At 72.4% G+C, this 14,173-nt stretch carries 15 protein-coding genes; 6 read left to right on the top strand and 9 right to left on the bottom strand.

Annotated features, from left to right (window positions below; translation table 11 throughout):
* Positions 1–8 precede the first annotated feature (8 nt).
* Complete coding sequence (locus ACYVJ0_RS00440) at positions 9–953, top strand: diacylglycerol/lipid kinase family protein (RefSeq protein ID WP_460815275.1); 945 nt, start codon at positions 9–11, stop codon at positions 951–953.
* 1 nt (position 954) lies between these two features.
* Here ACYVJ0_RS00440 and glgA read toward each other — a convergent pair whose 3' ends face one another.
* Positions 955–2,163, bottom strand: a complete 1,209-nt coding sequence (gene glgA / locus ACYVJ0_RS00445) for a glycogen synthase (protein WP_460815277.1) — start codon at positions 2,161–2,163, stop codon at positions 955–957.
* Positions 2,164–2,293: 130 nt separating this feature from the next.
* Here glgA and glgC point away from each other — a divergent pair, with 130 nt between their 5' ends.
* The 3 genes from glgC to ACYVJ0_RS00460 all read left to right on the top strand — a co-directional run bounded on the left by glgC (position 2,294) and on the right by ACYVJ0_RS00460 (position 4,997).
* A complete protein-coding gene (gene glgC, locus ACYVJ0_RS00450) occupies positions 2,294–3,541 on the top strand; it encodes a glucose-1-phosphate adenylyltransferase (protein WP_460815278.1) in 1,248 nt (415 codons plus the stop codon).
* Between the two features lie 22 nt (positions 3,542–3,563).
* The gene (gene ftsY / locus ACYVJ0_RS00455) at positions 3,564–4,433 is read left to right on the top strand and encodes a signal recognition particle-docking protein FtsY (RefSeq protein WP_449854285.1); all 870 of its coding nucleotides are present in this window, start codon (positions 3,564–3,566) and stop codon (positions 4,431–4,433) included.
* A gap of 63 nt (positions 4,434–4,496) precedes the next feature.
* Positions 4,497–4,997, top strand: coding sequence for a DUF2004 domain-containing protein (locus ACYVJ0_RS00460; RefSeq protein WP_449854284.1), 501 nt, complete (start codon positions 4,497–4,499; stop codon positions 4,995–4,997).
* A gap of 19 nt (positions 4,998–5,016) precedes the next feature.
* Here ACYVJ0_RS00460 and ACYVJ0_RS00465 read toward each other — a convergent pair whose 3' ends face one another.
* The 6 genes from ACYVJ0_RS00465 to lipB form a co-directional block, all read right to left on the bottom strand.
* Positions 5,017–6,543: an ABC transporter ATP-binding protein gene (locus ACYVJ0_RS00465; protein WP_460815280.1), complete on the bottom strand. Its 1,527-nt coding sequence runs from the start codon at positions 6,541–6,543 to the stop codon at positions 5,017–5,019.
* Complete coding sequence (locus tag ACYVJ0_RS00470) at positions 6,540–7,367, bottom strand: ABC transporter permease (RefSeq protein WP_460815282.1); 828 nt, start codon at positions 7,365–7,367, stop codon at positions 6,540–6,542. Before ACYVJ0_RS00470 ends, ACYVJ0_RS00465 begins: the two co-directional genes overlap by 4 nt.
* The gene (locus ACYVJ0_RS00475) at positions 7,364–8,368 is read right to left on the bottom strand and encodes an ABC transporter permease (RefSeq protein ID WP_449854281.1); all 1,005 of its coding nucleotides are present in this window, start codon (positions 8,366–8,368) and stop codon (positions 7,364–7,366) included. Before ACYVJ0_RS00475 ends, ACYVJ0_RS00470 begins: the two co-directional genes overlap by 4 nt.
* Positions 8,365–9,990 carry an ABC transporter substrate-binding protein gene (locus tag ACYVJ0_RS00480; RefSeq protein ID WP_460815284.1) on the bottom strand — a complete coding sequence of 542 codons (1,626 nt, stop codon included), beginning with the start codon at positions 9,988–9,990 and terminating at the stop codon, positions 8,365–8,367. Before ACYVJ0_RS00480 ends, ACYVJ0_RS00475 begins: the two co-directional genes overlap by 4 nt.
* 99 nt (positions 9,991–10,089) lie before the next feature.
* Complete coding sequence (lipA, locus tag ACYVJ0_RS00485; protein WP_449854279.1) at positions 10,090–11,106, bottom strand: lipoyl synthase; 1,017 nt, start codon at positions 11,104–11,106, stop codon at positions 10,090–10,092.
* Positions 11,103–11,747 carry a lipoyl(octanoyl) transferase LipB gene (gene lipB / locus ACYVJ0_RS00490; RefSeq protein WP_449854278.1) on the bottom strand — a complete coding sequence of 215 codons (645 nt, stop codon included), beginning with the start codon at positions 11,745–11,747 and terminating at the stop codon, positions 11,103–11,105. The genes lipA and lipB overlap by 4 nt, the downstream gene beginning before the upstream one ends.
* An 83-nt stretch (positions 11,748–11,830) precedes the next feature.
* On the opposite strand from lipB, the gene ACYVJ0_RS00495 reads away from it, so the two are divergent.
* Complete coding sequence (locus ACYVJ0_RS00495; RefSeq protein ID WP_449854277.1) at positions 11,831–12,388, top strand: TetR/AcrR family transcriptional regulator; 558 nt, start codon at positions 11,831–11,833, stop codon at positions 12,386–12,388.
* Positions 12,389–12,475: 87 nt separating this feature from the next.
* On the opposite strand, the gene ACYVJ0_RS00500 is transcribed toward ACYVJ0_RS00495, so the two are convergent.
* Complete coding sequence (locus ACYVJ0_RS00500; protein WP_449854276.1) at positions 12,476–12,610, bottom strand: hypothetical protein; 135 nt, start codon at positions 12,608–12,610, stop codon at positions 12,476–12,478.
* A gap of 32 nt (positions 12,611–12,642) precedes the next feature.
* Positions 12,643–13,194 (bottom strand): hypothetical protein, encoded by a 552-nt coding sequence (locus ACYVJ0_RS00505; protein ID WP_449854275.1) that lies wholly within the window; start codon positions 13,192–13,194, stop codon positions 12,643–12,645.
* A gap of 209 nt (positions 13,195–13,403) precedes the next feature.
* On the opposite strand from ACYVJ0_RS00505, the gene ACYVJ0_RS00510 reads away from it, so the two are divergent.
* Positions 13,404–13,769 (top strand): hypothetical protein, encoded by a 366-nt coding sequence (locus ACYVJ0_RS00510; RefSeq protein ID WP_449854274.1) that lies wholly within the window; start codon positions 13,404–13,406, stop codon positions 13,767–13,769.
* Positions 13,770–14,173 lie beyond the last annotated feature (404 nt).

Consider the following 14,173-nt stretch of genomic DNA (forward strand, 5'->3'; position numbering starts at 1 on the left):
AGCCGCTCATGGCCCAGCACATCGGGATCGTGTGGAACCCCAGCAAGACCACGAAGGACGAGCTCACGACGGCACTCGAGGAGGCGCTCTCCGGCGCCTCCGACGAGCCCCGCGTGACGTGGGTGGAGACCTCCGAGAACGACCCGGGCCGCGGCGCGGCGGATGCGGTGATCGCGGCCGGCGCGGATCTCGTCGTGGCGGCGGGCGGCGACGGCACGGTGCGCGTGGTCGCGGAGGCCGTGGCGGCCGCGGAGGGCGTGGAGCTCGCGATCGCGCCGCTGGGCACCGGGAACCTCCTGGCGCGCAACCTCGACGTGCCCATCAACGACCTGCCCGCCGCGTTCGCGCGGGCGCTGGACGGCGAGGCCGCCCCGATCGACCTGGGCTGGGTGAGCTTCGACGCCGACGGCGAGCGGCAGCGGCACGCGTTCGCCGTCATGGCCGGCTTCGGCGTGGACGCGCACATGATCACCGAGACCGACGACGACCTGAAGGACCGCGTGGGCTGGCTCGCCTACGTCGAGTCGCTCGGCCGTGCCGTCTCGGCCAGCGAGGTGATCGGCGTCCGGGTCTCGGAGAACGGCGCCGACCCGGTCGACGCGACCGCGCACACGCTGCTCGTCGGCAACTGCGGCACGGTGCAGGGCGGCATCACGCTGCTGCCCGACGCCGACCCGCGCGACGGAGAGCTCGACGTGCTCGTGCTCGACGCGGACGGCGTCGGCGGCTGGCTCGACACCATGCGCAACATGCTGTGGGACAACGGGCTCAAGCGCCTGCTGCCCGGCGACGACGCCGCCGCACAGAGCAGCGCCTCGACCTCCCACCACCGCGTGCGCGCGCTGACCGTGGAGCTGGACGAGCCCCGCGAGTTCGAGATCGACGGCGACATCGTCGGGTCGGTCACGCGGCTCGAGTTCGAGGTGCAGCCCGCGGCCCTGCGCGTGCGCTGAATCAGCCCCGCCGGACCTCGGCGTAGAGCGCGGCCGTGCGGTCGGCGATCGACGACCACGAGAACTCCCGCTCGGCCCGCCGGCGCCCCGCCGCGCCGAGCTCGCGAGCGCGATCCGGATCCGACACCATCTCGGTCAGCGCGGCGGCGAGATCCGCCACGAAGCGATCCGGATCGGTCGGCGTGCCCGTGCCGTCGTCGAGCTGATCGATCGGGACGATCGCCCCCGTGACGCCGTCGGCGACGACCTCGGGGATGCCCCCGGTGCCCGTGCCGACGACGGGGGCGCCGCACGCCATGGCCTCCAGGTTGACGATGCCGAGGGGCTCGTACACCGAGGGGCACACGAAGGTCGTCGCGGCCGAGAGCAGCGCGCACAGCTCGTGCCGCGGCAGATGCCGGTCGATCCACACGATGCCGTCGCGCTCCGCCCGCAGCTCGGCCACGAGCCCCTCGACCTCCGCCATGATCTCGGCGGTGTCCGGCGCGCCCGCGCACAGCACGAGCTGCACCTCGGGAGGCAGCAGGCGGGCCGCGCGCAGCAGGTACGGCAGGCCCTTCTGGCGCGTGATGCGCCCCACGAAGACGATCGAAGGACGATCCGGATCGGCGCCCAGCGCGCGCACCGTGTCGGCGTCGTCCACGCGGCGCCAGCCGTCCAGGTCGATGCCGTTGTGGATCACGCGCACGCGCTCCGGGTCGAGCTGCGGATAGACGCGCAGCAGGTCGCGTCGCATGCCCTCGCTCACTGCGACCACCGCATCGGCCGCCGTCAGCGCGTCGCGCTCGATCCAGCTCGACAGGCGGTAGCCGCCGCCGAGCTGCTCGGCCTTCCACGGGCGCAGCGGCTCGAGGCTGTGGGCCGTGGCGATGTGCGGGATGCCGTGGAGCATCTTCGCGACGTGCCCGGCGAAGTTCGCGTACCAGGTGTGCGAGTGCACGAGGTCGGCGCCCGCCGCGTCGCGTGCGATCTCGAGGTCGGTGCCCATGGCCTGCAGCGCGCCGTTCGCCCCGGCGAGGCCCTCGGGCACGGCGTACGAGAAGGTGCCTGGCTCGTCGCGCGGCGCGCCGAAGCAGCGCACGACGACGTCGAGCGGAGCGCCCCCGACCCCTTCGCGGGCGCGCAGGGCCCTCGCCAGTTCCGCAACGTGCACGCCGGCGCCGCCGTAGACCTCGGGCGGATACTCCCGGCTGAGCAGATCGACGCGCATGCGAACAACGTACTGCGGCGGGCGCGGCGGCGGGAGGAGTGCGGGACGGAAACGGAATATCAACCCCTCCCGTTCCGGGCGGCGCGCCACTAGGGTCGGGGCAGGAGCGCGACGAAGGGGCGGCACACCCATGGCGGCGACGAAGAAGGTGCTCGGGATCGTCCTCGCGGGCGGCGAGGGGAAGCGGCTCATGCCGCTCACGCTCGATCGGGCCAAGCCCGCCGTGCCCTTCGGAGGCCACTACCGGCTCATCGACTTCGCGCTGTCGAACCTCATCAACTCGGGGCTGCGCCAGATCGTCGTGCTCACGCAGTACAAATCGCACAGCCTCGACCGCCACATCTCCAAGCTGTGGCGGCTGAGCGGGCTGCTGAACTCCTACGTCACGTCGATCCCGGCGCAGCAGCGCCTCGGCAAGCGCTGGTACCTGGGGTCGGCCGACGCGATCCTGCAGAACCTCAACCTCGTGCGCGACGAGCGGCCCGACTACATCGCGGTGGTCGGCGCCGACCACGTCTACCGCATGGACTTCGAGCAGATGATCGAGGCGCACATCGCCTCGGGTGCGGAGTGCACCGTGGCGGCGATCCGCCAGCCGATCTCGCTCGCCAACCAGTTCGGCGTGATCGAGACCGAGGCGGACCGGCCGGGCATGATCCGCGAGTTCCTCGAGAAGCCCCAGCAGCCGCAGGGGCTGGCCGACTCGCCGAACGAGGTGCTCGCCTCGATGGGGAACTACGTGTTCACGGTCGACGCGCTCGTCGACGCCGTGCTCGCCGATGGCGAGAACGAGAGCTCGAAGCACGACATGGGCGGCGACATCGTGCCGTACTTCGTGGAGCGCGGCACCGCCGCCGTGTACGACATGAAGGACAACGAGGTGCCGGGCAGCACGCCACGCGATCGCTACTACTGGCGCGACGTCGGCACGATCGAGTCGTACTTCGAGGCCCACCAGGACCTCATCTCGGTGCTGCCGATCTTCAACCTCTACAACGACGAGTGGCCCATCTTCAGCCGCCAGGACAACATGCCGCCCGCCAAGTTCACGCGCGACGCCCGCGGCACGCTCAGCACCGTGATCGACTCGATCGTCTCGCTCGGATCGGTGATCTCCGGCGCCCACATCGAGCGCAGCGTGGTGGGCACGCACACGATGGTCGAGTCCGGGGCACTGCTGACCGACTCCATCGTGTTCGACCACGCCCGCGTGGCCGCCGGCGCCACCGTGCGCCGCGCGATCCTCGACAAGAACGTCGTCGTCGACGCGGGCGCGACGATCGGGGTCGACCCGGCGGCGGACCTCGCACGCGGCTTCACCGTGACGGGGACGGGCATCACGGTGGTGGGCAAGGACGCGCACGTCACGCGCGAGTGACGGCCGAACTAGGCTGGGACCCATGGCAGAACGGTGGTCTCTGGGGCGTGCCCTGCGCGGCATGTTCGTCAAGCCGAGGATCGACGACGACACGTGGGACGACCTGGAGACCGCGCTGATCACGGCCGACTTCGGGCCGGACATCGCCGAGCAGGTGATCGACGACCTGCGCGAGAAGGTCGCGCGCTACGGCACGACCGACCCCGCCGACCTGCAGCGCATGCTGCGGGAGTCGCTCGAGGAGCGCTTCGCGCGCTTCGACACGACGCTCAAGCTCACCGAGCGCCCCGCCGTCGTGCTCGTGGTCGGCGTGAACGGGGTGGGCAAGACGACGACGATCGGCAAGTTCGCGAACTTCCTGCGGCGGTACGGCCGCTCGATCGTCGTGGGCGCGGCCGACACGTTCCGGGCCGCGGCCGTCGACCAGCTGGCCACGTGGGCCGAGCGCGGGGGAGCGGCGATCGTGCGTCCCCAACAGGAGGGCCAGGATCCCGCGTCGGTGGCGTTCCAGACGATCACGTACGCCAAGGAGACCGGCACCGAGATCGTGCTCGTCGACACGGCGGGGCGCCTGCACACCAAGGGCGGCCTCATGGACGAGCTGACGAAGATCCGCCGCGTCATCGAGAAGCAGGCGCCCATCAGTGAGGTGCTGCTCGTGCTCGACGCCACCACGGGTCAGAACGGCGTGAAGCAGGCCGAGGCGTTCCTCGAGCACGCCGGCGTGACGGGACTGGTGATCACCAAGCTCGACGGCTCCGCGAAGGGCGGTTTCGTGCTGTCGGTGCAGGAGCGCACGGGCATCCCCGTGAAGCTGCTGGGCCAGGGCGAGGGGATCGGCGACCTCACCGGATTCACGCCGCACGTGTTCGTCGAGCAGCTGGTCTCCTGAGCGCGGCGCGCCCGGGCGGCTCGGCGTCTGGCCCCGCCGCGGCGATGCTGGTTGTATAGCGCCATGGCGATCGAACACGACTTCTTCGGACTGCTGGAGACGGGCCCCGACGGCTCGATCTTCTGGTCCGAGAGCGTCGACCTGGGGGACATGCGGGTGACGGTGGATCTGACCGCCCCGGATCAGGACGAGGTGACGCAGGACGCGCTGGACGCGGCCGCGGCGATCGTCTCGAGCCTCGAGGAGATGGACCGCAGGGCGCGGATCGCGATGCTCGGCGAGGTCGACAACCGCGCCAGCGAGGTGACCGAGTACATCCTGATGCAGCAGGAGCAGCTCGGCGACGAGCTCGAGGACTTCCTCGTCGACGTCTCCGGCGACGCGGCCGTCGACATCATCCGGTCGATGAACCTGACGAGCGTGACGATCCTCGCCGACGAGCACGGCGGCGACGACCCGTTCGCCGTCATGGAGTACGCCCTCGACCCCGACGCCGCCGACGACGTGCTGCTGGTGAACCTGTCGGGCGACGGCGAGATCCAGTCGGTCACGAGCGCCGACTGAGCGCGCGAGTGTCAGCCCATCACGACCCCGCGGCGATGAGCTCGGCCGTGAACGGATCGGACGGCGCGGCGTAGACCGCCTCGGTCGGGCCCGACTCGACGACGCGCCCGTCGCGCATCACGGCGACGCGGTCGCTCACGCGCCGCACGACGGCGAGATCGTGCGAGATGAACACCATCGCGAGGCCCTCGTCGCGCTGCAGGCGCAGCAGCAGATCGAGGATGCCCGCCTGCGTCGTCACGTCGAGGGCCGACACCGGCTCGTCGCACACGAGCACGTCGGGCCGCGCGGCCAGCGCCCGGGCGATCGCGACCCGCTGCCGCTGCCCGCCCGAGAGCGTCGCGGGCCGCCGGCGCAGCACCGCGGCCGGCAGGCCGACGCGGTTCAGCAGCTCGCGCGGCTCGGGCGCGTCGCCGCGCCGCGCGTGGCGCAGGATCCGCTCCACCGTGTGGCGGGGATCGAAGGAGCCCAGCGGATCCTGCGGCACGAGCCGGATGCACCGCGCGGTGCGCTCGACGTCCCCGGAGTCGGGGCGCTCGGCCCCGATGAGCAGCCGCGCGAGCGTGGACTTGCCCGAGCCCGACTCGCCGACGACGCCGACCACCTCGCCCGCGCGCAGCTCGAGGTCGACGCCGTCGACGGCGACGACGTCGCGATAGCGCTTGGTGACGCCGGTTGCCGCGAGGAGTGGGCGGCGCGGGGTGGCGGTGGTCGCTTCATCTCCGGTCGCCTCGCGACCTCCGTTCAGCAACCGGGGGGTGACGGTCGGCTTGGGGCCGGTGGGGACGGCGGCCAGGAGGGCGCGCGTGACCTCGTGGCGCGGATCCTCGAGCACCGCCGACGCGGCGCCGTCCTCGACGACGCGCCCCGCATCGAGCACCGAGATCCGGTCGGCGACGCGCGCGACGGCGCGCAGATCGTGACTGACGAGCACGAGCGCCGCGCCCTCGTCGCGCAGCCGCCCGAGCAGCTCGAGCACGCGCACGGCGGTGGTGGCATCGAGCGCCGTGGTGGGCTCGTCGGCCACGAGCACCCGCGCCCCGCCGACGACGGCCGAGGCGATGAGGGCGCGCTGGCGCATGCCGCCCGACAGCTCCCCGGAGCGCCGGCGCAGGAGCGCCTCGGCGTCGGGCAGGCCCGCGGCCGCCATCGCCGCGACCACGCGCCGGCGCCGCTCGGCGCGGCGCACGCGCCGCCCCGCGAGCGCCTCGCCGATCTCGGCCTCGATCGTGCGCAGCGGATCGAGGGACTGCAGCGCGTCCTGCAGCACGAGCGCCACGTCGCGGCCGCGCATCGCGCGCCGCCCGCGGCGGCCGAGGCGCGTCAGGTCGCGGCCGGCGAGCTCGAGCACGTCGGCACGCACATGGACGCCCGCGTCGTCGTGGGTGAGGCCCAGCAGGGTGCGCGCGAGCACCGACTTGCCGGCGCCGGACTCTCCGACGATCGCGAGGCACTCGCCGGGCGCGACCGCCAGCGACACGTCGTGCAGCACCCGGCCCGCGCCGGGCAGGTCGACGGAGAGGAAGCGGACGTCGACGGCGCTCATGAGTCGGACGCTCCCAGCCGGCGGCCCAGCACGGTGAGCACCGTCGCGGTCGCGACGATCGCGAGGCCGGGGAACACGGTCATCCACCATCCCGTCGAGATGTACACGCGCCCGGCGTTGAGCATGGCGCCCCACTCGGGCGAGGGCGGCGGCGAGCCGAGCCCGAGGAAGCTCAGCGCCGAGACCCAGACGATGGCCTGCCCGATGCCGAGCGTCGCGGTGGACACGAGCGGCCACAGCGTGTTGGGCGCGATGTGCCGGGCGAACAGGGTGAGCGGGCCCGTGCCCTCGAGACGGGCGTAGCCGACGTAGTCGCTGCGCGCCACGCCGCGCACGCGCGAGCGCAGGATGCGCGCGTAGCCGGGCGCCGTCGCGAGCCCGATCGCGAGGATCGAGCTGCCGGTGCCCGGCCCGAGGATCGCGACGAGCAGCAGCGCCATGACGAGGGTCGGCAGGGCGAAGAGCACCTCGACGGCGCGGCCGAGCGCGGCGTCGAGCCAGGCGGGGCCGAGCCCCGCCGCGAAGCCGATGACGAGCCCCAGACCGATGCCGAGGGCGGTCGCGGCCAGGCCGATGCCCGCCGACGCGGCCGTGCCGTGCACGATGCGGGTGAGGATGTCGCGCCCCGACTCGTCGGTGCCGAACGGATGCGCCGCCGAGGGCGCCTGGAAGGCCTCGGCCGGCGCGATGGCGAGCGGGTCGCCCGGAGCCACCAGCGCCGGCCAGGCGACGGCGACGAGGAGGAGGACGAGGCACGCGAGCGCGATCGCGCCGGGCGCGCCCAGCCGCCGCAGCCCGGGCAGGCGGCTCACGATCGCCGTCACGATCCCACCGCCACATCCGGGGCGCGCAGCGCGGCGGGCCGCGGCCCGCGCAGCCGCGGATCGACGAAGAGCTCCACGACGTCGGTGACGACGACGACCGCCACGTACAGCAGCGCGACGACCGTGACGGCGCCGATGACGAGGGGCACGTCGCGGGCGAGCGCCGCGTCCTGCAGCAGGCGCCCCAGCCCGGGGCGGGCGAAGAGCACCTCGACGACCACGGCGCCCGAGAGCAGGTTGCCGAACGCCCAGCCCGACAGCGCGAGGGCGGGAAGGGACGCGTGCCGCAAGGTGTGGCGCAGCAGCACGCGCGGCTCGCCCGCGCCGCGCGCCCGGGCCGTGACGGCGAAGGGCGCGGCGTCGGCCTCGAGCAGGGCGTCGCGCGAGACCTGCGCGAGGAAGCCGGCGATCGGCACGGCCAGCGTGACGACCGGCAGCACGAGGCCCGCCGGATCCGCGCCCTGGCTCGTGGCCGGCAGCAGGCCGAGCGACGACGCGAACACGAGGATGAGCACGGCGCCGAGCCAGAACCCGGGCATCACGGTCGCGACGATCTCGACGCCCCGCAGCACCGCGTCGGTGACGCGCGCGAGGCGCCCGCGCACCGCGGTGGTGAGGATCGCGCCGGCGACGGCGAGCGCCCACGCCAGCACGAGCGCGAGCGCGGCGAGCAGCAGCGTGCCGGGCAGCTGCTCGCCGATCAGCTCGCCCACCGGCTGCCGCCGCGCGTACGAGTCGCCCAGCTGCAGGGTGGCGATCCGCCACAGCTGCACGAGGTACTGCACGACGAGCGGCTGGTCGAGGCCGTACTGCTCACGCGCGGCGGCCACCGCGTCCGGGCCGGCCTGTGAGCCGGGTCCGCCGAGGATCGCCTCGAGCGGATCGCCCGACGAGCGCAGCGCGAAGAACACGATGGTCGCGACGAGCCAGACGACCAGCAGTGCGCCGCCGATCCGCCCCGCGATCCACCGCAGCGCGGGGAGCGCCCGCGCCCGGCTCATCCGAGCAGCTGGGCGTTCAGCAGCAGCGGCGTCGAGATGGTGTGCAGCGGCTCGACGCCCTCGACGCCCTTCGTGAGGAAGTGGTTCTGCTGGTCGTACAGCGGCAGCACCGTGTGGCTGTCGAGGATGATCCGCTGCGCGTCGGCGTACAGCTCGGCGCGCTCGGCGTCGTCCGTGGTCGCCAGGGCGGCCTCGAGCAGCGCGTCGAGCTCGGGATCCTGCAGCATCGCGTGGTTCGCGAAGTACCCGGACGGCGCCGGCACCGTGCCCTCGGAGTGGTACAGGATGCGCAGCACGTCGGGACCCACCGTGGTGTACGGCGCCGAGACGGCCTCGTACTCGTGCGCGGCGAGCGCGCCGTACCAGCTGGACAGGTCGACGGGCTCCAGCTGCACGTCGAAGCCGACGGCGGCGGTGTTCGCCTGGATCTGCTCGAACAGCGACTGCTCGGCGGCCGTGGACTGGTTCGTCGAGACGGGGAAGCGCACGGTCAGCGGCGTGCCGTCCTTCTCGCGCACGCCGTCGCCGTCCGCGTCGGTCCAGCCCGCCTCGTCCAGCAGCTCCGCGGCGCGGTCGGCGTCGGTCGCGAACGTCTCCTCATCCGACACGCCCATCGGCTCGACGCTCGAGAGCACCGAGTACGAGCGCGCGGCGGTGCCGTGGAACAGCGACTCGATGCCCGGGTTCGGGTCGGCGGCGCGCACGAACGCCTCGCGCACCAGCGGGTCGTCGAACGGCGGCTGGCTGGAGTTCAGCTCGATGCGGTTGGACGCCGCGGGGCGCGGCGCGTCGATGTGCGCGATGCCCTGGCCCTCGGCCGCCGCGATGTCGCTGGGCAGCGGGTTGTCGATCACCTGCACCTCGCCCGAGGCGAGCGCGGCCTGACGCGTGGCGGCGTCGGGGATGAAGCGCCACTCGACGCGCTCCACGTACGCCGGGCCGTCGTGGCCCTGGGGGTTCGTCGGCACGTAGTCCTCGTTGCGGGTGAGCACGACGCGGTCCTGGGGCGTCCAGCTCTCGACGACGAACGGACCGGTGCCGACGGGGGCGAGGCAGTTCTCCTCCTGCCCGCGCGCGATGCCGGCGGGCGACTGCATGGCCGCCCAGTGCTGGCTCAGCACCTCGAGCAGCGCCGACTTGGGCGTCGAGAGGCGGAAGCGCACGTGCGTGGGGTCGACGACCTCGACGGCGTCGATCTGCTGCACCGCCAGCCAGCCCGTGGACGATCCCGTGTCCGGGTCCTGCAGGTGCTCGATGTTGGCCTTCACGGCCTCGGCGTCGAACGGCGTGCCGTCGGTGAAGGTCACGTCGTCGCGCAGCGTGAGATCCCACGTCAGGCCGTCCTCGGACGTGGTCCAGTCGGTGGCGAGCCACGGCACGATCTCGCCGTCGGCGTCGCGGCCCACGAGGGGCTCGAGGAACTGGGTCGCGAGCAGCGCCTGCGGGTAGTTGCCGCCGACATGCGGGTCGAGGCAGGTGGGCTCCGCGTCGCCCGTCGCGTAGACGAGCGTGCCACCCTCGATCGGCTCGGCGCCGTCGTCGGGGGACGCGCCCCCGGTGCAGCCGGCCAGCAGGAGGGCGAGCATTCCCGCGGCGAGCGCGGGCAGGGCACGACGATTCATGACGTCCTTCGGGTGAAAGATGGATCGCGTCCAACAATGGATCGCAAGGATCCAGCGTAGCGCGCGGCGGACGCGCGGGCTCCGCCGGTGCGGCCCGGATCAGACGGCCTGCGCGAACTCCGCGGGCGCCCCGTCGACGAGGTGGCGCAGGTGCGCGGGGATCTCGCGCCCCTTCTCGCGCATGGACTGCGCCCACAGGCGCCCCGCGCGGTACGAGGAGCGCACGAGCGGGCCGGCGAGCACGCCGAGGAAGCCGATCTGCTCCGCAACCGCCTTGAGCTCGACGAACTCGTCGGGCTTGACCCAGCGCTGCACCGGCAGGTGGCGGGGCGAGGGGCGCAGGTACTGCGTGAGGGTGATGATGTCGCAGCCCGCGTCGTGCAGGTCGTGGAGCGCCTGCACGACCTCCTCCGGCTCCTCGCCCATGCCGAGGATGAGGTTCGACTTCGTGATGAGCCCGGCCTCGTGCGCCTGCGTGAGCACGCCGAGCGAGCGCTCGTACGTGAAGGCGGGGCGGATGCGCTTGAACACGCGCGGCACCGTCTCGACGTTGTGCGCGAACACCTCGGGGCGCGCGTCGAAGACCTGGCCGAGGTGCTCCGGCTTGCCCGACATGTCGTTGGCGAGCAGCTCCACGCCCGTGTTCGGGTTGAGCGCGTGGATGCGTCGCACCGTCTCGGCGTTGAGCCAGGCGCCCTCATCGGGCAGGTCGTCGCGGGCCACGCTCGTGACGGTGGCGTAGCGCAGGCCCATGCGGCGCACCGACTCGGCCACGCGCCGCGGCTCGTCCGTGTCGTAGTCGGCGGGCTTGCCGGTGTCGATCTGGCAGAAGTCGCAGCGGCGCGTGCACTGCGAGCCGCCGATGAGGAAGGTGGCCTCGCGGTCCTCCCAGCACTCGTAGATGTTGGGGCACCCGGCCTCCTGGCACACGGTGTGCAGGTCCTCGCCCTTCACGAGCTCGTGCAGCTGCCGGTACTCCGGCCCCTGGCGCACGCGGGTCTTGATCCACTCCGGCTTCTTCTCGATGGGGGTGGCCGCGTTGCGCACCTCCAGGCGCAGCAGCTTGCGCCCGTTCGGCGCGGTCTGGGCGGGGGCGGCGGGGGAGCAGGCGGTCACGCGGGGATCCTCTCGAAGGTGCGGCGGAAGGCCCCCGCGACGGCGTCCTTGACGCCGCGGGGAGACAGGTCGCGCCCGGTCTCGAGCGCCATGGTGGTCGTGTGGGCGTCGCTCAGCCCGCACGGCACGATGCGCTCGAACGGCGCGAGCGGGTTGTCGCAGTTGAGGGCGAAGCCGTGCATGGTCACGCCCTGCTGCACGCGCATGCCGATGGCGGCGATCTTCGCGGCCGGCCCCGACCCGCGCTCGATCCACACGCCGCTTCGCCCGTCGATCCGGGTGCCCTCGACGCCGTAGTCGCGCAGCACCTCGATGAGCATGTCCTCGATCGCGCGGACGCACGCGACGGCATCGCCGCGATCCGCCACTCGCATGATCGGGTAGCCGACGAGCTGGCCGGGGCCGTGCCACGTGATCCGGCCGCCGCGATCCACGTCGATCACCGGGGTGTCGGCGTCGCGCGGCCGGTCCTCGGGCTGCGTGCGCGAGCCGGCGGTGTAGACCGCCCCGTGCTCGAGGAGGATGAGCGTCTCGGGGCGGCGGCCGTCCCGCACCTCGGCGTGGATGCGGCGCTGCAGCTCCCAGCCGTCGAGATAGGGGACGACGTCCGGCGCGAACCCCGGTTCGAGCACGTCGAACATCGAGCCTCCCCGTTCGGTCGGACGTCGTCCCGGTCCTATTCCTAGACCGCGTCCAATAATACGCACGAGCCTACACTGGTGCGATGCAGAGCGCGGCGGGCAGGCCAGGCAGGCCGAAGGCGATCTCGCGCGAGATGCTCGCCGAGGCCGCGTGCGAGCTGTTCCTCGAGCAGGGCTTCGACGACACCTCCGTGGCCGACATCGCGCGCCGGGCCGGCATCGCCCGCTCGAGCTTCTTCAACTACGCCCCGTCGAAGTCCTCGCTGCTGTGGGCGGGGCTGGACGAGCGGATCGACGCGCTCGCCGCGGCGCTCGGGGCCGGCGAGGACCCGGCCGCGGCGGTGGCCACCATGGCCGACGGCTTCGCGCCCGACGCGCTCGCGCTCGCGCACGCGAACGCCGCCGCCATGGGGATCGAGGCCGAGCTGGAGCGCGAGTCGGCGCTGCGGCTCGTTCGGATCGGCGGTCTCGTGGCCGAGGCGCTGCGACGCCGCGGCACGGGCGAGCTCGCCGCAGAGGTCGCGGGCGCGGCCCACGGCGCGGCCGTCGTGGCGGCGATCCGGCACTGGGCGCGCATCGGCCCCGGCGCCCGCCCGCTGTCGGCGGTGGTGCGGGAGGCGCTGGAGGCCGTGCGCGGCTGACGCGCCGCGCCCGGACACGACCCTGCCCCGGGACACGACCGTGCCCCGGGCGGTTTTCCACCCGGGGCACGGCACAGCGGTGAGCGATCAGCCCAGGGCGACCGCCATCTCGTTGGGCGCCTCGTCGAGCTCGACCGAGGCGACGATCTCGCCCGTGGTGAGGTCGACGGCGTGCAGCGTGTTCGCCGCCGGCTCGCTGATGTAGGCGATGTCGCCGTTCACGACGATCGCGGGGTGCGGATCCTGCCAGTGCCTTAGATCCAGTCGCAGGCCACGATGAAGTTCTCGGAGTCAACGATCGGACCAAATTGCACGCTTCGGACCATCGGGTAAGCGATCATGTCGTACCGACGCTGATTCGAATTCACACACGTGTGGAACTGAGAGACCGTCTTGACCATCTCATACGCCGCCCCGGGCGCCCGAGCCGAGCCAGTCTCCTCCTGGAAGCAGAACGGACCGGTGCATCCGTCGCGCAGCACGATGCGAAGATCATGCTGGTAGACGTTGTTCGTGCCGCTGCAGTAGTTCTGACCGCCCCAGTAGAGCTGGCCGTTCAGCTTCGCGATTTGAACGAAGTGGCCGGTGCAGTATGTTCCTGCAGACCAGGCTGTGCGGACCAGGTCGCCGTCTTCGTTCGGCAACTCATCCGGAAGCATGAAGACGTAGTCTCCGTCCTCGTAGAAGTAGAACGTCGCGCCCTTGACGTCTTGCTCCACCGATACGACCTCGCCCGTGATTCCCTGCCGGGCCAGCTCTTCGGCATCGATCGGCGGTGCACTTGCGGTAGGGCCGTCCTCGATCACGTTTCCGCCGAGGACTCGGGGTTCCGACGACGAATGAACCGTAGGTGCCGGGTCCGCGGGTTCCTTCCCGTCCGCCGCGTTCGCCACCGCTGGACTTCCGATGAGTAGAACCGCGGCGAAAACAGCCGTCGTGATCCTTCTAAGCTTGCGCACTGCGGGACCTGCCCTTCTCATGTGGGAATCGCGCGTCAGTGGCGCGAACAGCTGCGATGAGCCGCTTTATCATCGAGGCGTCCAGTTCGGAGGTGCAAGTGAACGTTTCTCCCGATAGCCCGCTCGACGGGCTCCTGAGCGGGCGCAACCAAGCATTTGATGCGCTCGAAGTCGCCCTGGCGTCCGCGGAGGATGTGGATGAGCGCATTGCGGATGCCTGTGCGCGGGGAGCGACCACTGACGAGCTAGCGGCGACGCTCGGAGTGACTACATCGGTGGCGCACGAGCTTGCCGCCGGAACGACGACGTTCTCCGACTTTCTCCTTCGGAGCGCCATCACCGGTTCGTTGCCGGACCGGTCACGAGGGGCGAGGCGTGCGGTTGCTTTTCGCAACGCGGGCCTCGCGGAGCCGAAGCAGTAGGGCTCCGACCTTGACGGCTCGAGCCTCGGCCCAGCGGTCCCGTTCGTCAAGCCGCGTGCGGCCTCGGCGGCACCCCTGATAACGACGCGGTTGGTGATTGGTTCGTTGTCGGCGACGCCGGCGACGCGTTGCGTGGGTTTGTCGTAGCCGCGCACGCTGTCGGTGGTGTCGAGGAGGGCTCGCCCCGGAGGCCAGCGAGGGTCGCTGGCGTCACGACGAGGTAGAGAGGTGCGTCGTCAACGCCGTCATCCTCGACCCGTTTCGCGTCGGCGCGGCCGTCGTGGCGGCGATCCGGCACTGGGCCCGCATCGGCCCCGGCGCCCGGCCGCTGTCGGCGGTGGTGCGCCTGCGGACATGACCGTGCCCGGGGCGGTACGTCCGTGCGCCGGGCGGTTTTCCACCCG

The organism is Microbacterium petrolearium (genome assembly GCF_054782875.1).